The 22467-nt window shown below is 35.7% G+C and carries 19 protein-coding genes and 1 riboswitch; of the genes, 5 read left to right on the forward strand and 14 right to left on the reverse strand.

All coding sequences use genetic code 11. The features are described from left to right. Window positions 1–28 precede the first annotated feature (28 nt). The 5 genes from gltX to AWM71_RS02655 form a co-directional block, all read right to left on the reverse strand. Window positions 29–1504 carry a glutamate--tRNA ligase gene (gene gltX, locus AWM71_RS02635; protein WP_060776538.1) on the reverse strand — a complete coding sequence of 492 codons (1476 nt, stop codon included), beginning with the start codon at window positions 1502–1504 and terminating at the stop codon, window positions 29–31. A gap of 157 nt (window positions 1505–1661) precedes the next feature. Beyond that, window positions 1662–2162 carry a PTS sugar transporter subunit IIA gene (locus AWM71_RS02640; protein ID WP_060776539.1) on the reverse strand — a complete coding sequence of 167 codons (501 nt, stop codon included), beginning with the start codon at window positions 2160–2162 and terminating at the stop codon, window positions 1662–1664. 309 nt (window positions 2163–2471) lie between these two features. Further along, the gene (locus tag AWM71_RS02645) at window positions 2472–3245 is read right to left on the reverse strand and encodes a ChbG/HpnK family deacetylase (RefSeq protein ID WP_060776540.1); all 774 of its coding nucleotides are present in this window, start codon (window positions 3243–3245) and stop codon (window positions 2472–2474) included. A gap of 5 nt (window positions 3246–3250) precedes the next feature. Continuing rightward, window positions 3251–4651, reverse strand: a complete 1401-nt coding sequence (locus tag AWM71_RS02650; protein ID WP_060776541.1) for a PTS transporter subunit EIIC — start codon at window positions 4649–4651, stop codon at window positions 3251–3253. A 76-nt stretch (window positions 4652–4727) separates the two neighbouring features. Further along, entirely contained in the window at window positions 4728–5558 is an 831-nt protein-coding gene (locus tag AWM71_RS02655) for a PRD domain-containing protein (RefSeq protein WP_060776542.1), read from the reverse strand. Between the two features lie 277 nt (window positions 5559–5835). Beyond that, window positions 5836–5942: riboswitch (TPP riboswitch) on the forward strand. Between the two features lie 62 nt (window positions 5943–6004). Here AWM71_RS02655 and AWM71_RS02660 point away from each other — a divergent pair. Continuing rightward, the gene (locus tag AWM71_RS02660) at window positions 6005–6721 is read left to right on the forward strand and encodes a class I SAM-dependent DNA methyltransferase (RefSeq protein ID WP_060776543.1); all 717 of its coding nucleotides are present in this window, start codon (window positions 6005–6007) and stop codon (window positions 6719–6721) included. Window positions 6722–7295: 574 nt separating this feature from the next. Here the strand turns inward: AWM71_RS02660 and AWM71_RS02665 are convergent. The 6 genes from AWM71_RS02665 to AWM71_RS02690 form a co-directional block, all read right to left on the reverse strand. After that, the gene (locus tag AWM71_RS02665) at window positions 7296–7784 is read right to left on the reverse strand and encodes a PTS sugar transporter subunit IIA (protein ID WP_060776544.1); all 489 of its coding nucleotides are present in this window, start codon (window positions 7782–7784) and stop codon (window positions 7296–7298) included. A 175-nt stretch (window positions 7785–7959) separates the two neighbouring features. Continuing rightward, complete coding sequence (locus AWM71_RS02670; protein ID WP_060776545.1) at window positions 7960–8367, reverse strand: NusG domain II-containing protein; 408 nt, start codon at window positions 8365–8367, stop codon at window positions 7960–7962. A 15-nt stretch (window positions 8368–8382) separates the two neighbouring features. Next, window positions 8383–9330, reverse strand: a complete 948-nt coding sequence (locus AWM71_RS02675; RefSeq protein WP_060776546.1) for a UbiA family prenyltransferase — start codon at window positions 9328–9330, stop codon at window positions 8383–8385. Then, window positions 9327–10406 carry an FAD:protein FMN transferase gene (locus AWM71_RS02680; RefSeq protein WP_060776547.1) on the reverse strand — a complete coding sequence of 360 codons (1080 nt, stop codon included), beginning with the start codon at window positions 10404–10406 and terminating at the stop codon, window positions 9327–9329. The genes AWM71_RS02675 and AWM71_RS02680 overlap by 4 nt, the downstream gene beginning before the upstream one ends. Window positions 10407–10510: 104 nt before the next feature. After that, window positions 10511–11542 carry a polyprenyl synthetase family protein gene (locus AWM71_RS02685; protein ID WP_060776548.1) on the reverse strand — a complete coding sequence of 344 codons (1032 nt, stop codon included), beginning with the start codon at window positions 11540–11542 and terminating at the stop codon, window positions 10511–10513. Window positions 11543–11547: 5 nt separating this feature from the next. Then, the gene (locus tag AWM71_RS02690) at window positions 11548–13428 is read right to left on the reverse strand and encodes an NAD(P)/FAD-dependent oxidoreductase (RefSeq protein ID WP_060776549.1); all 1881 of its coding nucleotides are present in this window, start codon (window positions 13426–13428) and stop codon (window positions 11548–11550) included. Window positions 13429–13617: 189 nt separating this feature from the next. Between AWM71_RS02690 and AWM71_RS02695 the strand changes: the two genes are divergently transcribed. The 3 genes from AWM71_RS02695 to AWM71_RS02705 all read left to right on the forward strand — a co-directional run bounded on the left by AWM71_RS02695 (window position 13618) and on the right by AWM71_RS02705 (window position 17479). Next, a complete protein-coding gene (locus AWM71_RS02695) occupies window positions 13618–14166 on the forward strand; it encodes a Gx transporter family protein (protein ID WP_308299423.1) in 549 nt (182 codons plus the stop codon). An 85-nt stretch (window positions 14167–14251) separates the two neighbouring features. Then, on the forward strand, window positions 14252–15781 hold the full coding sequence (locus AWM71_RS02700; protein WP_060776550.1) for a flavocytochrome c: 1530 nt from the start codon (window positions 14252–14254) through the stop codon (window positions 15779–15781). 192 nt (window positions 15782–15973) lie between these two features. Next, the gene (locus AWM71_RS02705; protein ID WP_060776551.1) at window positions 15974–17479 is read left to right on the forward strand and encodes an AMP-binding protein; all 1506 of its coding nucleotides are present in this window, start codon (window positions 15974–15976) and stop codon (window positions 17477–17479) included. A gap of 105 nt (window positions 17480–17584) precedes the next feature. Here AWM71_RS02705 and AWM71_RS02710 read toward each other — a convergent pair whose 3' ends face one another. Then, the gene (locus tag AWM71_RS02710; RefSeq protein ID WP_060776552.1) at window positions 17585–18448 is read right to left on the reverse strand and encodes an SIR2 family NAD-dependent protein deacylase; all 864 of its coding nucleotides are present in this window, start codon (window positions 18446–18448) and stop codon (window positions 17585–17587) included. 172 nt (window positions 18449–18620) lie between these two features. On the opposite strand from AWM71_RS02710, the gene brnQ reads away from it, so the two are divergent. Then, complete coding sequence (brnQ, locus tag AWM71_RS02715; protein WP_060776553.1) at window positions 18621–19922, forward strand: branched-chain amino acid transport system II carrier protein; 1302 nt, start codon at window positions 18621–18623, stop codon at window positions 19920–19922. Window positions 19923–20025: 103 nt separating this feature from the next. Here brnQ and AWM71_RS02720 read toward each other — a convergent pair whose 3' ends face one another. Continuing rightward, entirely contained in the window at window positions 20026–21174 is a 1149-nt protein-coding gene (locus AWM71_RS02720) for an MFS transporter (RefSeq protein ID WP_144428620.1), read from the reverse strand. 168 nt (window positions 21175–21342) lie between these two features. Next, window positions 21343–22251 carry a class II fructose-bisphosphate aldolase gene (locus AWM71_RS02725; protein ID WP_060776554.1) on the reverse strand — a complete coding sequence of 303 codons (909 nt, stop codon included), beginning with the start codon at window positions 22249–22251 and terminating at the stop codon, window positions 21343–21345. Between the last annotated feature and the right edge of the window lie 216 nt (window positions 22252–22467).

The following is a 22467-nucleotide window of genomic DNA, read 5'->3' on the forward strand; positions in this document are numbered from 1 at the left end:
TCTGTTTTCTATATTTTTTAAGCTAATTCTATTTTTTAATGAAATCCAAGGCTTCTTGTAAATGGTTTTTAACTTTATCGATGCCTAAAACTTCCATCATCAAGCCAATCGAAGGCCCATGTTCAGAACCGGAAGTTGCTACACGAAGAGGCATGTAGAGATTCTTTCCTTTAATACCGGTATCTTTTTGAACTTGCTTAATGGCAGCCATCACTTGTTTTTCTTCAAACGGTACAATGGCATCTAACTTACTTTGGAAATCTTCAAGAACAGTCACTGCGGTTTCTTCATGAAGAATTTCTTGTCCTCTCTCATCAAAAGTTACATGATCTTTGAAGAAGAGCTCTGATAAATCAACGATTTCATGAGCATAACTCATTTCGTCCTTGTAAAGGGAAATCAATTTCTTTGTCCACTCTAATTCTTTTTGACCGGCTTCTTTGCTGATCCGTCCAGCGGCTTGAAGTTGAGGAAGAGCTAATTGGGCAACTTCTTCTTCTGTGGCCTTCTTCATGTAACGGTTATTGATCCATTGTAATTTCTTGTTATCAAATGCAGCAGGAGAACGGCTCAAGCGATTCGGGTCAAACATTTCAATAAATTCTTTAGGTGAGAAGATTTCTTCTTCCCCTTTTGGTGACCAGCCCAATAAAGTAATAAAATTAAACATAGCTTCTGGTAAGTAACCTAAGTCCCGGTATTGTTCAATGAATTGAAGAATTGATCCATCACGTTTCGATAATTTCTTACCTGTTTCTGAATTTGTAATCAAACTCATATGGCCAAAGTGTGGATGTTTCCAACCAAACGCATCATAAATCATCATTTGTTTAGGCGTATTGGCAATGTGATCATCCCCACGTAAAACATGTGTGATCTCCATTAAATGGTCATCAATAACAACGGCAAAATTATAGGTAGGAATCCCATCATTCTTCAAAATAACGAAGTCGCCACCAACATCTTCTCCGTGAATAGTAATGGTTCCTTTTACCATATCTTCAAAAGTATAGGTAGAGTTGTCCGGAATACGGAAGCGTACTGTTTCTGGACGACCTTCCTTTCTTGCTTGATCAATTTCTTCTGGCGTACGGTCCCGCCATTTACCAGAGTAACCAGGGGTTTGGCCGTTTGCTTTTTGTTCTTCGCGTTCTGCTGCTAATTCTTCTGGCGTGTCAAAAGCATAGTAAGCGGCGCCTGATTCGATCAATTGATCAATGTATTTTCTATAGATGTCATTACGTTCAGATTGGCGGTAAGGCCCATATTGTCCTGGATTTTCAGGAGATTCATCCCAATCCAATCCTAACCATTTCAAGTTTTCTAATTGACTTTTTTCACCGTCTTTAACATTCCTTTTTTGGTCAGTATCTTCAATTCGAATAATGAAGTCTCCACCCACGTGACGAGCAAATAAATAATTAAAGAGAGCCGTTCGTGCATTTCCAATATGTAAATATCCCGTTGGACTTGGCGCATAACGCACTCTAATCTTATCTGACATAAAATTGCATCTCCTCATTGTACTTAAAATTCAATCGTTCCTATTCTATCATACCTTTCCATGTTTTTAAAACAATCCATTAAAAATCCCCTTATTCAATAAAAAAAGTCCTTACTAGATGCCCAGTAAGAACTTTCTCGTTTAATATTTGGCTTTTTTATTTCAAAGTCACCGTACAAACAATATCACTAACTTGAACATGCCCAGATGCTTCATAATCTAAGTTAGCTATTTTATCTTGGCCATTCGTAAAAACTAAAGCGCAGGTCGTTGAAGCTTCTTCTGACTGACGAATCATTTCCACATCCATTGTGGATAGTAAGTCTCCCACTTCTACACGATCGCCTTCTTTTACATTGGAAGAGAATGGTTTTCCTTCAAGGTTTACCGTATCAAACCCTAAATGAAGGAGGACTTCTATTCCGTCATCTGTTGTAATTCCAATGGCATGCTTAGTTGGGAAAACAGTATTCACTCTGCCAGCTATAGGGGCTTTTACTCTGCCATCCGTTGGTTCTAAGGCAAAACCATCTCCTAACATTTTTTGAGCAAAGACAGGGTCGCTAACTTCTTCTAGTGGAACAAAATCTCCCTCAACAAAAGCTCTTACGTTCACTTTTTTAGGTTCTTCTTTCTTTCTCTTTAAGAATTCAAACATTTGCTTCTCTCCTTTTTATTGGTCCTAAACAATCGTTTCTTATCTGAAAAGATTTAAACATATCGTCAGAACAAATCTTTGCTAATGAAATCGGTTGCTTCCCTATTATTTTACCTGAATTAGAGAAAATACCACACATCATTTTGAGTAAAATTTTTCTTTTTAAAGACTCTGGCTTACTTTCTTCACACTCAAATATTTACATTTCTATTAATCATTTTTTAATATCGCATAAATTTATTGAATATGGTTCTATAAAATAAATAACCCCTTAACTCAAGTAGCTAAGGAGTTAAAATATTATTATTTTTATTTTCTTTCCTTAACAGGTAACTCTTTGTAACTTATAAGCTGGATATGATTTTGTTTTACCCATAATTTGATAACTTCATTATTAAAAAGGTTGGCATCTATGCATCTACCAATAGTCAAACTAGATTTTTTTAATAATCCAAAATCTACATAGCCTGGGTGACCTAATAACTCATACGTGCGATTAGACTCAATACTTTCTTTTGAAAAATTTAAAATTAACTCATCAGCATTTTGTATTTTTGGATATAAACAACATTTATGCGGAATTTCGTAATTCGTGCGATAATATATTTTCTCTTTTTTAGAAATATGTGTTAATTCTCTAATAGGCACTTTATATTTCACGGCTAGATCTTGAAGCACCTTTTCTCCTCCAGGCACTGCTTCTATGCCATGATGCGAATTAATATGATCTGGAATCTTGCCTGTTAATTGAATAAAGCGATTTATTTGAGCTTCACATTCTTTTTTTAACTCTTCTTCATTTATTTCTGATTGATCCGCAATTAAAATTCGCTTATTAAATGCTCCATTCAACTGAGTAATAGTATTCAAATGTTCGAGTATAGGCATTCCAACTGTAACATTCAAATGGATACCTAAAGATAAGGCAGAATTCTTTTTCCACATTCTCACCGCCTCTTCAGTATCCGGCATATTAACCATCAATGAAGCAGAAGTCATAATTCCTTTAGTATAGCTATCAATAATGGCTAAATTACATCCATGAGAAAGTCCAAAATCATCTCCATTAATAATTAAATTCATATTTACTATCCTCTATTTTCTTCTACGATGTCTTTTGATTTTTTATCATCAAACCCCAGTACAATTCCTAAAATTAATGCTAGAACAAAAGATATTCCACACCCTATCATGCCATGTACAAAATCTTTTCCAAAAGCTAATCCAGTCAAAAAATTAGTAGCTCCAAAGAAATAAATACTTACATGCAACATTCCATTCACAATACCTCCAACGAAGCCTGCAATAACTTGAATCAGCATTGCCTTTTTATATCTTAATAACATCGAAAAAATAGTTGGTTCACTAATACCACCTATAATTAAAGTTACCGCGTTAGCACTTGCTATTGCTTTTTGTTCTTTCTTACATTTAATTAAATAAGCAATAGCTAATCCCATTAAGGCATAAGATCCCGATTTAGAGCCCACTAAAATAATGTTGTCATAGCCCATTGTTGCAATCATTGTTGTAGCTAATGCAATTAAGGCTTGATGCATTCCAGTAGCTACTAAAAAATACCAAGCAGCTCCAATTAACCCAATCGCTAATGCTCCTACTAAATTATATAAAGAAGTAAAGAAATCAGCTAATAATTTACCTAATAAATTAGCTAACGGCCCGAGTATACAAAGCGCTAATGGTAACATAACTAATACAGTACAAGCAGGGACAAGAATAATTTTTAATGATCTTGGACAGTGCTTATCAAAAAAGTAGTAAACATATGACATTACCCAAACAATTAATATACTTGGTAAAAATTGGGAAGAATAATTAACTAATGTCATAGGAATTCCATATACAGAAAATGAAGCTCCTTTAGTTACTAACGCTATTAAGTTAGGGTGAATTAAAATAGCCCCTAACAATAAAGCGATCGGCGTCGATGTATTAAATTTTTTAGATGCCGCCCAAGCTACAAAAATAGGGAAAAAGTAAAAGCCACTATTTCCGACAAAAGTTAATAAAGTCATTAACGGCGAGGTGGCTGGTAAAAGATTAAGCATTCCTTTTCCCAACACAGCCGTAATTAACTTAATAATCCCTGATACGGTAATAATTGGCAAAATAGGTGTAATACACCCGGAAACAACATCAATAAGAATGTTAGGTAAATCTTTTATTTTTTCTGACAGGCTTCGCTTGTCGTTGCAAGGCAATTCTGTAGTTTGGTCTTCTATTTTTGTAATAGAAACAAAGTGTTTATATACTTTATCCACATTTTGACCAATAATAATTTGAAATTGCCCTGCAGAAAATTGACACCCTAAAACATTTTTAATATTTCTAATATTTGTTTGATTAACTAAACTTCTATCTTTTAAATTAAATCGTAATCTTGTCATGCAGTGGGTTACTGAAATAATATTATCTTTTCCTCCAATATCGGATAAAATTTCATTACATGTTTGCTCATAACTCTCCATAGCAAATTTCCTCCTAAAAAATAAAACCTAACTAAATTAAGTCAACTAATTTAGTTAGGTTATGCGCTTCTAAAGCTTACAATCCTTCTCTATCATAAAGTCTATTAATATGTAATATCAGATAAAGTAAATTTTCGTCATTTAATTTACAATTTAAATTACTTTCCAAATAATCACTAACAACCCTTACACATCTATAAACATCCTTAAAATCTCTCTTCATCTGATAAAAGAGTTTCTCACTGCTCTGATTTAACGTTCTTTGTTGATCTTTACATTTTATTAAATATTGAAGATGCATAACAAAACGTTCATAAGTAAAACTTTCTCGATCAATTACTATATCTAACTGATCTTCTATTAAAAAAGTAATATTATCTATTAATTTGGACATTTTATCCTTTTTTATTATTTTATTAGTCATAACTTGTGCATTAATAAAATGCATTGCTATATTAAATTTCTCTTCCATAGGCAGTCTAACATTTAAACGCCGTTCAATTAATTTCATTGTCCAATCTGACAACTTCAACTCTTTTTCATACAACCGCTTCAGTTCAAAAGCTAGCGGATTTCCAATGATTATACCCTGTCTACTTCTATATATAGCAAAATGTAAATGATCTGCTAATACAAACGCAAAAGAATCACTAATATCCGTCTTTAAATATACCTTTGCTTTATCCACTATTTCAACCGATACTTGAAACAAATCTTCAGAAACTTCATCCATTAAAGCAACTATAGAAGGATTAATATCATAAAAGGTTCTGTCCACCAAAGTCAAATCTTCCAACTCATAAGGTGTCTTTTTAAAACCTATTCCCTTTCCCAAGGCAATCAGTTCATTATTACTAGAGTCTAAACAAATAGCAACATTATTATTTATTTTCTTTATTACCTTCATTCTGTACTATCCTTTTAAAAGTCAACAACTACATATTTACTTTCGGTGATGCCTTAGAATAAAGTTACAATCCTAATAAATATTTTCTAATAAAGCAATATGTGCACGCTTTCATTATACTCCAAAAATTTTCCCTGTACACATTTTTCTTATACATCTCCAATTATTTAACATGACTTTTTCTTTTTAAAGACTCTGGCTTACTTTCTTCACACTCAAATATTTATTCCTTAAAATTAAACTTTCCCATTGACAGAAACCGCTTACTCTTGTATTCTTAAAGTACACGGGGAGCTAGTAAACCAGCTGAGAGGGAAGTGCGACTTCCGACCCACGAACCTGATACGGATAATGCCGGCGTAGGAACAATAAAGTGAAAGATCTGGCAACCGTATAGGGTTGTCTTTTTTGTTTTTAGTCACACAACTTTAGAAAGGAAATGTTCAATGACTCAATCATCTGCTTTATTTGATGGCTACGCTAACGCTTATGATCAATGGTTTATCACCAATGACAAAGTTTTTGTCAGTGAATTAAAGCTACTCCATCACTGTTTAAAAGATATCCCTCACGATAAAATTTTATCAATAGGATGTGGAAGCGGGCTATTTGAAGCTGCACTGCAAAAAGAATACGGCATCACTGTCGAAGAAGGTGTAGAACCTTCCACAGATATGGCTGATATCGCTAAAAAAAGAGGCCTTCATGTCACCATTGGCGATGCCCAAACCACTCCTCTCCCAAAAGAAACTTATGACATTGTTTATCTCAATGGGTGTTCTACCTACATTCCTGATTTAAAAACAGCCTATCAAAATTGCTTCAGCTCTATTAAACCAGGCGGTCATATGATCCTACTCGACGTTCCAACTGAAAGTGCTTATGGAATTCTTTACAGCTTTGCACATTTTGCTGGGAGCTATGATGATCCTGTCTTCAAACGTATTGCCCCAAGTCTCCCATATCCTATCGAACTCGTTCATTCAGGGATTTTCTATACAACTCCTGAAAAAGAAGACATCGTCAGAGATTATCTTCCAGTCCAATCTATTCACTACTATCAAACCCTAGTGAATGATCCTATTTATACTAACGACACCATTGAAGAACCTGTCGAAGGGTATGGAAAAGGTGGATACGTTGCCATGATTATAGAAAAATAGAGAGCCCTTTCTATTTACTCCTTTCAAAATAAAAACCTAACTCTAAAAGCTACTCCTTCTACTTTTAAACAAGTAGACAGAGTAGCTTTTTTTGGCTTCTAGTTATTCAGCTGCTAAATCCAATTGATCATGTAGAGCAGGGTTAGTCATCAATTGATCCATATCTTTATCCCCACGTCCCGACAAATTCACCAAAAAATCCTGTATTAGTCATTATTATTCTCTCCTTTCAATACTTATATTCCTACAGATCTAGGTGCCGAATGCCAATGAGACTACAAAAAAGCCGCATAAGTGCTATGCGGCTGCTTTTAGGGTTCACATCTGGCATAGACTCCCTTTTAATTGAGTCCGTCAATAAAGTGAGCCTAACCGATGAAAGTTACCTCACTTAACTATTGCCAGATTTGCCAGTCTTTCATTTGAAACTTCATGATGTGATCTCCTTACTTGTTTTTGATTGTCATTATTTTACAAAATAATCCTCACCTTCCTCAATAAAACAACTGACGGATATTTTCGATCGTGGGTGATGGTCTGAAACTCATATGAAGAAGAATGAGCTAAATAGTTTCTAACTTTCTTCATTTAAGGTAACTGTACAGACAATATCGCCAGCTTTGACACGACCAAATACTTCATACTCCAAAATAGCACCTTTTTCTGTACCATTCACAAAGACTAAAGCACAAGTAATATCTACATTTTCAGCTGAACGAATCGCTTCGATATCCATAGTGGACAAAAGGTCGCCTACCTCTACTTTATCTCCTACTTTCACATTTGACCGAAAAGGCCTTCCTCCTAATTCTACCGTATTAAATCCTAAATGAAGTAAGATTTGTAAGTCCTCCTTAGTCTTCATTCCGATCATATGATGGGTTGGAAATACAAGAGTTATCTCTCCTGCCAAAGGAGATTTTACTCGACCGTCTAAAGGTCTTAAAGCAAAGCCATCACCTAGTACCTTTTTAGAAAATCTCGGATCACTCACTTGATCAAGTGGGATAAATTCCCCAGCTACAAATGCTCTCACACTTATTCTCTTTTTGGATACACCCATTTTACCAATCTCCTTTTTGCCTACTTGTTTGATTGATATATTCCATCACAATTCTCTACTTATATTCTACCTTAAAACTGTTTACTCCGCTTGATGAATAGAACGATTCCAATAAAAAAGGATGAAGATCCCCCTAATTAGAGGATTAGCTTCATCCAAATTAAAAAGAAAGCTTTTATTTTTTAGGTAAGATTAATTCATCCTCTTCATGTTTCCCTTGAATTTCAATAATGAGGCCGTGAGGCAAACAAACAGAAATATCTCCTGGTTCATTAATCCAGCCCGTACGCACTGCTATTTGGTAAGGTGAATTATCTTCTTTGTCTCTAATGTATTCTCCGTCTTGTTCAATAATATTATACTCTCCCTCATGCGGATAATAAGTTTTTTCAATATGACCAGCATCTTCAGATAAAATAAACCGATCTACTTCTTCTCCATCAATTTTTACAATAGCTACCGGTGCATCCACCTTATCCGTATAAATAAAAGTAGTGATAAATAATGGGGTGAAAGACAACACGAGTGCTATCCCTATAAACAGAAAATCCCATGGTTTAAAGGTTTTAAATAACTGCTTCATGTGTTTTTTCTCATCCTAACTCTTAAATAATGTCACTAACCCCATTAAAATCACATAAAATCCTGCTAAAATAATATAATTCTGAATAGTATTAAAAAATAGCTTTGGATCCTCAGAATGTTGCGTTAATTGGTAGATCTTTTTCAATGAGAATGGTAACCCTAGAAAAGCGATTAGGCACCACCAAGGTAACCATCCAATAAATATAAAGCTTCCAAAAGATAGCCAAGCAAGCAAACCTAAAAACAAATAAAGATTTTCACTTTGCTTTCTACCTAAGTAATAGACTAGAGTATATCGCTCATTTTTAATATCTGTTTCCAAATCTCTTAAATTATTAGCTAACATGATATTAGATGTCAAACATACTAAAGGGAAGCTCATCCAAAATATTTTGAAAAAATTCCCCCAATTAAACATTACAGATACTGCTTGTCCAGTCCATTCACTCGTTAATAAATTTTGAAAATTCGAGGCATAAATAGCCAAATACACAATACCAAATCCCATAGTTATTCCAGAAAATAATTCTCCAAATGGCGTTCGAGAAATAGGAACAGGTCCGAAAGTATAAACAATACCAATGAAGAAGCAAACTCCTCCCATGAAAATTAACATTTTATCAGTTCTTAAAACTAAACTAATCGAAAAAAGAAGAGAGAGCGCTAAAAGTGAAAAAATAACTAAACTTGCCCATCTTAATGATAGACCTTCTCGTCCAATAACATTTCCTTTTCTTTTATAGGTATTATCCACCGCTTTAACATAATCCATCGTATTGTTAATAGCTGTTGTACACATATCAAATAATAAAGCGGCAATGAAAAATAAAAGACTATTTAAAAAGTTGAAATGATTAAAGTAGTACGATGCCCAAAAGAATCCAATAATCATCGGGAAAAAACTTGCTATTTTAGTTTTTAATTCCACAAATTCCAAAAATATTTTCAATTTATCATTCATTGTAATTGATACCCCTTATGGTTCACTTTAAAATGTCCCTTTAAGCCGTCTGTAACATACACTTTATGGTCTTTTGTAATAAATACAGCTTCTACACCATCTAGCTGATTAATAAACGCCATACCGTCTTCCAACCCGTATAGAAAGGCACTAGTTGATAAAGCATCTCCGTTCACAGATGTCTTTGAAAAAATAGTCACTCCTGACAAATTATTTTCAACAGGGTACCCCGTTTGGGGATTTAAGATATGATGATACTTCGTATCTCCCACCTGTAAATATTGCTCATAGATACCAGAAGTTACGACAGAACTATCTTTTACACGTTCACTTCCAATAGTATCTCCCCGCGTTTCATCAGGATTTTGAATTCCTATTCTCCAACCTTCACTATTAGAAGGAGATTTTCCTAAAACTAAAACGTTTCCTCCCAAATTAACAATAGCCGATCGAACTCCATGACGCTGCATAATAGCTTTTATTCCGTCTGCTATATATCCTTTAGAAATAGCTCCTAATTCAATAGCCATTCCTTTCTCTAATAACTCTACAGTATGCTCTTCTTCATTCAATTTCACTTTTTTATAATCGATTTTTTTTAAAGCTTCTTTGATTTCCCAATCTTCCGGCTTTCTGGCATCTTCTGATCCAATACGCCACAATCGAACAACTGCACCGATTGTAATATCTAATCTGCCATTCGTTTTTTCAGCATACTCGCATCCTTTTTTAATAACATCAAAGGCTGCATCACCCACTTTAACAGGGCCCTTACCTGCATTTTCATTGATTCTATATACATCGGACCCTTCATTATAAGTTCCTAGTTGATCTTCCATGTCTTTGATATAATCAAAAGATTCACGCATAGCTTGAATAGCTTGATCTCCATCGTGGAAAATTTGAATTTGACAAGCTGTATGCAACAAACTCTCACTTCTCTCAATAGGGGTTTTGGTCACTTTTAGTTCTCCGGTTTCTTCCCCTTTGTTGGAGAAAAAGAACCAACACCCTACCACGAGAATAACTATAAGAAATACATACCACTTACTGTGCTTCCTTAGTGAACGCTTCATTCATTTATCCTCTCTACATTCCGTGCTTCTTATCAAAGAAAGGTAGCCAATTGCTTACTAACAGGCTACCTCCTCCTCAAGAATAAAGTCGTATCATTTTAAATTTATTGACCAGAAAAAATTCGATCTAAGAGCGGTGCCAATTGATTAACTAAATCCTCTCCAAACGCCTTTTTTGTCCTATTTTTTGCTTTTAAGACGTATGACTTAATCAGCCGTTCCACGCGATCCAAAACTTTTTCTTCATCCATTAATGTTAGTAATTCTTTTTGTTGATCTTCTGTCCATTGCTCCCTAGATTTTGGAAGGATAGTAGCTAACCGCTCTTCTCCAATTCGGTCTCTTAAGATAAGAATAGGCGCCGTATAAATTCCATTTTTTACATCCTGTAATAAAGGTTTTCCTTGGCTTTGATTCATCGACCGAAAATCCGCTAAATCATCTAGTAATTGGAAAGCTAAACCAATTTGATTACCTACATAAAAAGCTTGTTTCAATTCATGCAGATTGGATACTGAGAAATCTAATCCCGATGCACATGCTAACCCAAAGATAAGTGCTGTCTTTCCTTGTATTCGTTTCAAATATTGTCTAAAAGAGCCATGCAAGTTATAACGATCTAATTCTTGGCGAATTTCTCCACGTAAAATACCTTCTATTCCGTATTTCGTAGTCAAAGAGAAATCCGCTTTTACATAATTCTTCAAAAAAAGTCTACCTGCATAGGCCAAAAGATAGTCTCCAGCATAAATCGCTATTCGATTACTTTTCTCAACTTGTAAAGTCGTAATACCTCTTCTTTCGGGAGATAAATCAATCACATCATCGTGAACTAATGTGGCTAAATGTAATATTTCAAGAGCTGCTGCTTTTTCAAAAACAGAAGATCTATCTTCGTTTTGATGGGCTGAAAAAATTAAACACAATCCACTCCGCAAGTATTTTCCACCGGCATCAATATATTGATCAATCTTTGCTTGAATATCCGGGACACTTACTTTTAATTGGGTATGCATTAAAGATCTCACTGCAAAAAGATCTGCATTGATCTTAGGATATTCTTCCCATATAGGATGAAGAAACGCTTCTCTTTTTACTTTTTGCTCCTGACATTCACTCAATGCTCTGCCACTCACTTTCTTTATTCTTGCAGATCATTATATCGACATTTAATCTTACCATAAATCCAATGATCCAAATGTTTTCCTATCCATGGCTGTAGCCAATGATCCACTCCAAATGCGCGACCAGAACCACCCATTAAAGCCAAAGCTACAACAATAAACCACATATTTACCCAATAAAACATACCTGATAAACAAAACATTCCAACAAGTACAATCGTTAAAGCACTTGTTAACCATACGAAAGCTCCGATAATTAAAGCCGCTCCAATAGCAATTTCTACTAAAGTCATGAATTTTTGCATGAATAAGGCCACATCTTGATTTGGCATCATGAATTTCATGATAGAACCAAACCATCTTGGCATTTCTTCTATGACTAATTTTGGTTGTTGTCCATAACTATAGTTAAGACTAAATATCCCTGGATCTGGTGCCGCTTGTGATGCACTACTTGTTGCCGCTTCACTTGCTCCACTGACTGCTTCCTTTAGCCACGGAAACGGAAAGACAATATCACTTCCAAACCAAGAATGCACCCCATGCCAACCAAACAATTTGGTCAAACCTTCATAGAGCCACATCGCCCCATAAAATAAGCGCATAGGTACAGACCATAAAACATTACCTTTATGAGAAATATGCCCTCTAAATAAGTTCCTTTGGTGTCGCATATCAAAGAATTCATGACGAACGTAAGCGCCTATGTTATAGAAGCTTCTAATAGAGAAGAAATATAATATATTACTCATGTGTTTCATAAAAGTAGCCATAAATCCACTGACATGATACTTATCATAAACATATGCCACACTATAGCGAGAACCGATAGAAACCATAAATCCATCATATTTTCCAGTGTATTCTTCCATTTCTCCACCAGATAACAATTGGCTAATATTATATCCCACTAACTCACCAGTTTGTTCAGCGGCTTGTACAATCTGTGGGACATACGCCCCGTCTTGAGAAGCATCTTGATAAGAAACAAGATCTCCTGCAATAAAAATATCATCATGTTCCTTAGCCTGTAGATATTGATTAGTTTCTACTCTATTACCTCTAGCTGTTTTTAAGCCCCATTTTTTGGCTAACAAGTTACCTTGCACACCTGCTGTCCAAATCGTGGTATAAGAAGGAAGTTCTCGTCCTGAATTTAAAACAGCTTTGGTTGAAGTAACTTCTGCAATACCATCACTGGTAATAATCTCAATTCCTAACTTGTCCTCCATGAAGCGCCAAGCTTTAGTTTGTTCCTTTGGTGTCACCATTTTTAATATTTGATCCATAGCTTCCACCAAATATAAAGAAAATTCTTTAGGATCTAATTTATAGCGTTTAGCCAATATTGGCATCCATTCTGCTAATTCTCCCACAAGCTCTACCCCTGTAAAGCCTGCTCCTGAAACAACAAAACTTAACATTGCCCGACGTTTAGCTTCATCCGCTTCTCCAGAAGCTTTGCGAACAGTTTTTTCAATATGCTCTTTTAATTTCTCTGCAGCATCTATGCTCCATAAGCTAAAGGCATTCTCACCAACACCTTTAATTCCAAAATCATTAGACTGTCCACCTAATGCCAAAACTAAATAATCATAAGAATAATTTTTGTCTTGACCAATTACTTGTTTTTTATCGTAATCAATATCAGTTACTTCGTCTGTAACTAAATGCACATTTTTAAGCTTACTGAAAATTCGACGCAAATCGTATTTTACAGCCTCTGGTTCGACACGATCTGCAGCTACTTCATGTAATTCTGTCATATAAGTCATATAAGACCGTTTGTCAATCAAAGTAATTTTTACTGATAAATCTTTTTTATACTTTTTAGCTAAAGTTCTTGCCGCAGATACTCCTGCAAAGCCTGCACCAACAATGATTATCCTTTTCTCCAAGTAAACCACTCCTAAAACAAATATTGTAGATACTTTGCCCGTTATTAAGTATACTCAACAATTGTGATCGATTTCAATAAGCTTGTTAAAAAAATATTAATTTTTTTGTCCTTTATCTGTCCCATCGTTACCTTTCTTTTTATTTCGTAATATTATATTATTAAACCGTTGAAAGGAGCATTGATCACCTTGAAAATAAAATCTCTTTCTTATATCTCTATGTTAGCTGCACAAGGGATAGTTATTGGTTTAATTGAAAACACTTTTCCTTCTCCTTTTGTATTTGCGCCTGGAGCAAAGCTAGGATTAGCTAATTTAATTACTGTGATTTCTTTATTTACTCTTCCATTTCCGCAAGTGGCACTATTAACTTTTGTTCGCGTCAGTCTAACCGCTCTCTTTTCAGGATCTGCATCTTCTTTTTTCTTTAGTCTAAGTGGAGCTTTATTAAGTTTACTGGTAATGTCCCTCATTAAAAAATTAGGTCCAAATCGTGTCAGCATTATTGGAATTTCGATTATGGGAGGAATTTTTCACAATATTGGGCAATTGATTGTTGCGCGTTTTATGACATCAACGACTCTAATCTTTAATTACCTTCCTATAATGTCGCTATCCGGTATCTTAGCAGGGCTTGTTGTTGGTATTGTGGGGAACTTACTGCTCTATAAACTCAAAAAAAGCTGTAAACTCCCTCATTCACTAACCACTCCTTTAAAGAATAATCCTTGGCTATAAATGCGTTTACATCTTTTTTTTTGAATGCTATAATAGACATGTGGTACTTTGCACAAATTCTTTTTATTTTAGGAGGCTTTTAAAAATGAAACGAGAGCATTTTAAATGGATACTTCTTCTTTTCACGTTTTTAATCGTATTAGCAGGTTGTGGATCTAGCTCTAAAGGCAATGATTCTGCGAAAAAATCCGATGCAAAAGTTGAAAAGAAGGACGATGCTAAATCTGGAGCAAGTAAAAAACAATATACCGACATTAAAGAACTAAAAGATAACTACGATATTGTTATTATTGGTGCCGGCGGAGCAGGTATGAGCGCTGCTATCGAAGCAAAAGATGCTGGCTTAAATCCTGTTATTTTAGAAAAAATGCCAGTTGCTGGTGGGAATACTATTAAATCTTCTAGTGGTATGAACGCTTCAGGAACAGAAGTTCAAAAAGCAAACGGCATTGAAGATTCAAATGACAAATTCTTCGAAGAATCCTTAAAAGGTGGCCATGGTGCCAATGATAAAGAACTCTTAAGATACTTCGTAGATCATTCTGCTGAAGCTATTGATTGGTTAAAGAAAAATGGCATTGTATTAGATAATCTTTCAATCACTGGCGGATCCAGCGTAAAACGTACTCACCGTCCACATGACGGTTCAGCTGTTGGTGGTTACTTAGTAGACGGATTACTTCGCAACGTTAAAGAACGTAAAATTCCTCTCTTTGTAGATGCTAACGTTACTGAAATTAGTGAAAAAGACGGCAAGCCAAATGGCGTTACAGTCAAAACAAAAGCAGGCGACAAAAAAATTACTGCTAAGAGTGTTATTGTAACAACCGGTGGTTTCGGTGCCAACAAAGATATGATCAAAGAACATCGTCCAGACCTTGAAGGTTACGTTTCTACTAACTCTAAAGGATCCACAGGTGACGGTATTAAAATGATCGAAAAACTCGGTGGCCAAGCTATTGATATGGATCAAATCCAAGTTCACCCTACTGTTCACCAAGAAGATGGTGCTCTTATTGGTGAAGCTTTACGTGGTGAAGGCGGTATTTTAGTAAATACAAAAGGTGACCGTTTTGTTAACGAATTAGATACACGTGATAAAGTATCCGCAGCTATTAACGATCAAGATGGCAAATTTGCTTACCTTATCATTAATAAAGATATCCGTGAACATGTAAAAGCTGTTGATTTCTATGAAAAGAAAGGCTATGTCAAGAAAGCAGACTCACTTGAAGATCTAGCAAAAGAACTCAAACTCCCTGCTGACGAGCTCAAGAAAACTGTTGAAAAATGGAACAAGGACGTTGAAGAAAAGAAAGACTCAGATTTCGGTAGAAAAACTGGTATGGAACGCTCATTAAAATCTGGTCCATACTTCGTCATTAAGATTGGACCTGGTATCCACTACTCCATGGGTGGCGTAAAGATTAACTCAAACACTGAAGTCCTTCATAAAGATACAAATAAACCTATTCCAGGACTATATGCAGCGGGCGAACTTATCGGAGGACTTCATGGTAAAAACCGTTTAGGTGGTAACTCTGTTGCTGATATCATCATCTTCGGTCGTCAAGCTGGTAAACAAGCTACCGAATTTGTTAAGAATAAGAAATAGTTTATTTATAACATTTGTGCAAAGAATTCACTTTATATCATAGATAAAACTAGAAACGGGAAGAGTATCTTCGATTATTAGATGACTATCTATCTCCAAAGAAAATCTAATAAATCTTTTAAAAAAGCTTTTAAGTATTTTCTTTAATGATACTCTTTTCCCGTTTTTTATTTTTTAGTTAGGAGTAATGGAATGGAATTTTCTTTTTCACCATTAAATTTATATACAAACTTTAAAGAAGCCTGTCAAAATCATCCCTCAACTTCAATGGTTTTTGATGAATTACTTCCTGCGTTTCCAGAAATTGGATATGAAACCACTTACGAAGAAGTTCACCAAGCTATTCTTAAAAGAGCCTATCAATTAAATCACATGAGACTTAAGAAACATGATTTCCTAATTATTTTCAAATCTAGTCGTTTTGACACTTATCTTTTAGCAGTAGCTGCAAGTTATCTTGGAATTATCCCTGTTATGATTTCCTATCACTTTAAAGAAGATACTTTAGCTGTCTTCCAAGAACGTCTGGATGATCCTTACATTATCTATGATGATGTAACTTCTCCTGTAATAGATAAACTTCAATCGCACAAAGCATTCTCTGTAAGAGATCTTGTCCTCGAAGATGAAGAACCTATTTCACAACAATTCCTTAAAGAAGATGAAATTTCTTATATTACCCATACTTCCGGAACAACTGGCATTCCAAAATTAATTTGTCACTCTGCGATTTCTATGGGCTGGCGAGTTTACTGGCATTGTCTAATCTTCTCAAAAATTGATCGCATCGATCGCATCGGATTCCTTATTTCACCTGTCCATTCCCGTTACAATATTGGGATTTCCTCACTGATGAAAATAGGTTATCCTCTCATGCCCTTATCCAATTCAAAATTATCTGTTATTAAGAGCATGCTAACTAAATATCCCGTCATTGCACTAGAAACTCATCCAAATCACTTCCTACAATGGCGTGTATTGACCCAAACCTGTCCTGAAATCTTCAAAACCGTTAAATACTATCATTCCACCTTTGATGCCATTAACAACCAAACCATGGTGGACTTCCTATCTACTTCTGGGCATAAGGAAGCTTACTTCCTTCAAGTTTATGGTCAAAGTGAATGTGGCCCTATGATCTTAAAAGTTCATACTCTCGATTCCTTAAAAACGGATGAAGGTCGAGATATGGGACAAGGTTTAGCTCCACTAACAGATGCGCGTATTGTTGATGAAAATAAAAATTTACTTTCAAAAAATACCCCTGGTCATATTCAACTTTTATCAAGAGGTCGTGCCTTAACCTACTACAAAGAAAATGAACGATTTAATGAAAATGTTGACGGCGATTGGTGGGACAGCGGGGATTACGGCTATATCAATGATGAAGGTCATCTCTTTTTACAAGATCGCCAAGTCGATCTCATTAAAAATATCGAAAGTAACCTTCAGTTAGAAGATTTCTTATTAGATCATCTCTCATTTTTAGCTGAAGTCGTTATTGTTAGAGATCCAGAAGGGAAACCGCAACCTATTATCGCTATAAATGAAGGTCAAACCTTTGATGAAGATGCTTGGTGGCAAGCTGTTAGTGATCTCCCTTACCTGAACAAACCAATTATTTGGGATTACGATCAATTCCCACGAACTGCCACAATGAAAATTCGTCGATTAACCATTGAATCCCAACTCAAATAAAATCTTTTTAGTGTTGAGCACGTCTAAATTTTACTCAACACTATTTTTTTACATAAAAAAACTCGCCTGCTCATTTTCTTTGAGCGAGCGAGTGAATGAAATTGTTTAATCTTCACTAACTTCTTTCAGTAAGGTTGCAATATCTTCTTTTAACCAAATAGTTCGTGAACGTATTGCGGAAGGAATCTTATAATTCTTTAAATTGACCGTAACATAAAGACTATTCTCCCTTTGCTCACACCACTTCCAAAACGGATGCTTGATCACTTGTGGCGCCATGTACCCACATCCTAACTCTAATAATAATAGCTTCTTAGAAGAATTTTCTTGTAAAAAAGTTTCAAAGCGTTCACGTTCTTTCTTAAACGCTTGATCTTCTACCATCCAATCCACATGATTTCTTCGATTTAATTCCATTTCGCCTCCACATTTAGGACAACGCGGAACGAGAGAAAGCGGAACTTTTCGATTTTTCGTTTCTCGGACCATCTTTCTCATGAGCTCGTTTACAGGGTATCTCTTAGGATGACATCCCTTTCGACATTGAATGAGATTATATTTTCCTTGAACATCAAATACCCTATGAGGATCAAAATCCGCTTTTTCAAAAGCATTGTCCGCATTAGAAGTAATAATGTGATAATTCTTGCCTCCCAAAATCTTTTTTAACCGTACAAAAGAGGGTCCCAAAGGCTGATCCAGATAATTCAATGCCACAAACCGGCTAAAAAAAGCCCAGTATTCTTGGATATCTTCAAAAGGATAAACAGAAGCTTGAAACATATCTAAAAAATGGTAGGCTTTAATAAAATCCGGAAAGGCCTTTTCAAATCTTTCCCCTACATAAGTAAAACCATCCGCAGCTCCCATACCTGCTCCAACCCCAACACATATGGCCTCAGCTTCATCTAAAACATTCACTAAACACTCTTTAGGCGAAGAAAAATTTTTCAAAGTTTCAAAAGTCACTCCTACTGCCTACTTTCTCTTGTTATTCAAATTGTCAGTTGCGCTCTTAGTATACTGTCCTCTTCTCCTGTATTCAAGTCAAAAACAAAAACAATTTTTTAAAATTAGTCTGAACACTCCGCCTTTTTTATGATATGATAGGACAAATAAAATTTTAGAAATGGGTTTCCTTATGAAAATAAAAACATCAGATATTTTAATTGTAGGCTTCGCCTTATTCGCTATCTTTTTTGGAGCAGGAAATCTTATCTTTCCTCCTTATCTTGGGTTTACCAGTGGGGAAAGTTGGCTAACTGCTGCACTCGGCTTTCTAACTTCAGATCCTTTTTTCCCCATTTTAGGAGTCCTTGTATCGATCATGTTAGGTGGACAAGCTAATGTCTTAGGAAAACGAATCCATCCTAAATTTGGAACATTATTAGCTGGAATTTCTATTCTATTAATCGGCCCCCTCTTCTCTGTGCCGAGAACAGGGGCAACCACACATGAAGTATTTGTCCAATCTCTCTGGCCAGGTATCCCTGCTTGGGTAACTTCTCTTCTCTTTTTTGGCTTAACAGCTTATTTATCTCTCAACCCAAGTAAAGTCATTAACCATATCGGTAAATACCTTACACCAATGATTCTTATTATCTTAGCTCTATTAGTTACAGTAGCTCTCTTTAATCCTTCAACCCCTTCTACGACTAGTCAGGTCACTCCTGTCTTCGCTTACGGATTCAAAGAAGGCTACCAAACAATGGACGCCTTAGGAGCTTCCTTATTAGCTAGTGTTGTCATGTCCGAGCTCCATCATAGAGGATACACCGATAAAAAAATGCAAATGAAGGCAGGCGCCCTCGTCGGATTAGTCGCCTTTGTATTGCTTGCTCTTGTGTATCTTTCACTTACTTATGCTGGAGCGAGTGTTTCTACTTACCTACCAAATCATTTAAATCGGACTACTGTATTTAGTGGAACTGTGTCCCTCTTACTCGGTAAGTTTGGACATCTCTTCATGGGAATCTGTGTGGCCCTAGCCTGCTTAACCACTGCTATTGGACTGACTTCAGCCTTCAGTAATTTCTTCATGAACGTTTCAAAGGGGAGACTTCCTTATCAAGGACTCACTTTGTTGGCTGTCAGTGTAGAATTTATTATTTCTCTAATCGGAACAGAAAAAATCATTATGTTGGCCTACTTTATTCTCACCGTCATTTATCCTATCGTAATGATTCTCATTCTTTTTTCCCTTTTCGATTCATCCATTGCCCACAGAGCGACTTATATCGGAGCGGTTCTAGGAGCCGGCTGTATTGGACTAATGGAAGCTTTTGCTCTGGCTAATCCAGCCCTAGCCAAAAGTCCAATTATTCAATTCGCCACTTCTCTTCCTCTTCATAATTACGGTTTGGAATGGTTCTTCCCTGCTTTAGGGCTCGCCCTTCTCTTTACCATAGGAAGCGTTTTGCACAAGTCTTTCTTTCAAAAATAATTTCCCTCAAAAAAGGAGTTAAGAAGCATTTGCCTCTTAACTCCTTTTACTTTCTTTTCCTGCATACACCTAACGTTCTAAAATTTAATATCAAATTCCTTGATTAAACGAAAAATTTTTTGCTTAAGGAAGAAATCACTCCTCCTAATAAGAAAAGACCAGCAGACATTATAATAATAGGAGAAATTCCTCCTTGTTCTAAAAGCAAACCAGACACCGTAGAGCCGATCATGATAGAAAAATTAAATGAAGAAGATTGTAAAGCGTTGGCAACTGCCGTCCCTTCTGTGACCTGACGAGCCGTTGAAGATTGAAACAGACTGCTTAAAGAGCCAAAAGCCACTCCCCAAAGTAAAAAAGCCAAATGAAACAAGAGAAGCGAAGACCCCAAATAAAATAAGAACATGGTCACTAAACCCGTTCCAAACATTCCACTCACCAATAAATGTAAGCGATGGTCTAAATAGCGCATAGCTAGCCCCACAGAAATAATCGATCCCACACCAAAGAAAATCTGAGCACTAGAAATTCCTGAATACGAAATATCTGCTACTAAATTCGTAATAAAGGTATACAAGCCATAATTAGCGGCTACCCCCAAAAAGGTTAACAGGAGTACCAACTGAACTCCGGAATTTTTCAACATGGTCAGAGGAGAATTGGCTTGACTTCTCTTTTCTCCTGGAACACTCGGTAAGAAAAGAGAACAGAGTATAGCAATACATAAAGCGAACAGGCCAATACTCAAGAATTCTACTTTAAATCCAAAAGTTAATCCAATCCCAGTCATTATCGGTTGACCAATAGACATTCCTATAGTAGTCCCCGACATAATAATAGCAATTGCCCTTCCTTCATTCTCCTTATCAACTAAAGCCATTCCGTAAGCGGTAATCATTGGCCACAAGGTTCCCGCACACATTCCCCCCAAAACTCTCCCTGCTAAGGCCAAAGGAAAAGAAGGTGATAAACTAATAATCACATTCGAAAGAGCAAATCCAATCAAGAGAATAGCCAAAAGTTTCTTGCGATTCCATTCTACTGTCCATGAAACCAAAGGAATTCCACAAAGAGCTGAAGCAATCGCATAAAAGCCTACTAAGCTCCCTGCTGAAGCCTTTCCTACTTGGAAATAATCCGCCATTAAAGGCAACACTCCAGATGGCATTAATTCTGATAAGATTGCCAAGAAAGTGATACTGGCCATTAAAATCAATAGCATGAGTGAAGCATTTTGCTTATTGCTTATCATAAACTTTCTCTTTTTCTAATAAATTGTCTTTTTTTAAACACCAAATTATTATAACAAAAAGGATCATTAAAAAAAATAAATTCTCTTCTTCCTTAAAAAATCAAAAAAGACCTTACAGAAATTTATTCGCAAGGTCTTTTCCTTTTTATAGGTGTAAGCCATTAATAGTTATTCTTCGTTTAAGGAAGCTTCGTCAAATACAACCTTAGAAATCTTATCATCAACGGAACGTGTGCCCATCCATGAGATCATTTCTTTCATAGAAGCAGTAATAGCATCTGTACCAGCTCTTAGAAGTTTACGAGGGTCATACCCTTTGCTTGATTTATCTAAGTCTTTGCCAGCTTCGATATATTCACGTGTAGCTTTTTGGAAAGCAAGTTGGAATTCGGTATTGATATTAATCTTAGAAATCCCTAAAGAGATTGCTTTCTTAATTTGATCTTGAGGAATACCAGAACCACCATGTAATACTAATGGGGTATCCACAGCGTCTGCAATTTCTTTCAAACGTTCAAAGTTAAGGCCTTCCCAACCTTCTGGGTAAACCCCGTGGATATTACCAATACCACAAGCTAATTTATCAACGCCTGCTTCAGCAAAACGAATAGCATCTTCAACAGAAGCTAACTCCCCGCCGCCTTGGTTTTCACCAATTTTACCGATTTCAGCTTCTACAGAAATTCCACGTTCATGAGCTAATTTTACGATTTCTTTTGTTTTAGCTAAGTTTTCTTCAACAGGTAAAGCATGACCATCAAACATAACAGAAGAGTAACCTAAAGCAATACATTCTTTAGCTGCTTCAAAAGTTCCGTGGTCTAAGTTCAAGATAACAGGAATATCTACATCCATGCTATCCATTTCGTTAAGAATTAAGTCTCTAACTAATTTATAGCCGCCCATATATTTAGCAGCACCTGTAGAAACTTGAATTAACAAGGGGGTTCTTGTTTCTTTAGCCCCTGTAATTAAAGCACGTGTCCATTCAAGGTTATTCGTGTTATACGCCCCTACAGCGTAGTGGTTCTTACGAGCATCCTTAAAAATTTCATTACCATTTACTAAAAAAGCCATTAAAAATACCTCCTATAACTTTTAGCACCTTCATTATACCGTATTAAATAAAATATTCACAGTCTATTTTTTTGATAGCCCTTTCATAATTTCAATAAAATTCTAAAATATTTTTCGTTCACTCACCAAAAACCTTATTTCATCCCGTTTCGAAGACCTTCCCTCTGTATAAAAATTTTTCATAAATCTTCCTTAAAAAGTTTGTAGCCTGCCTCA

Source organism: Aerococcus christensenii (assembly GCF_001543105.1).
GTDB lineage: Bacteria > Bacillota > Bacilli > Lactobacillales > Aerococcaceae > Aerococcus > Aerococcus christensenii.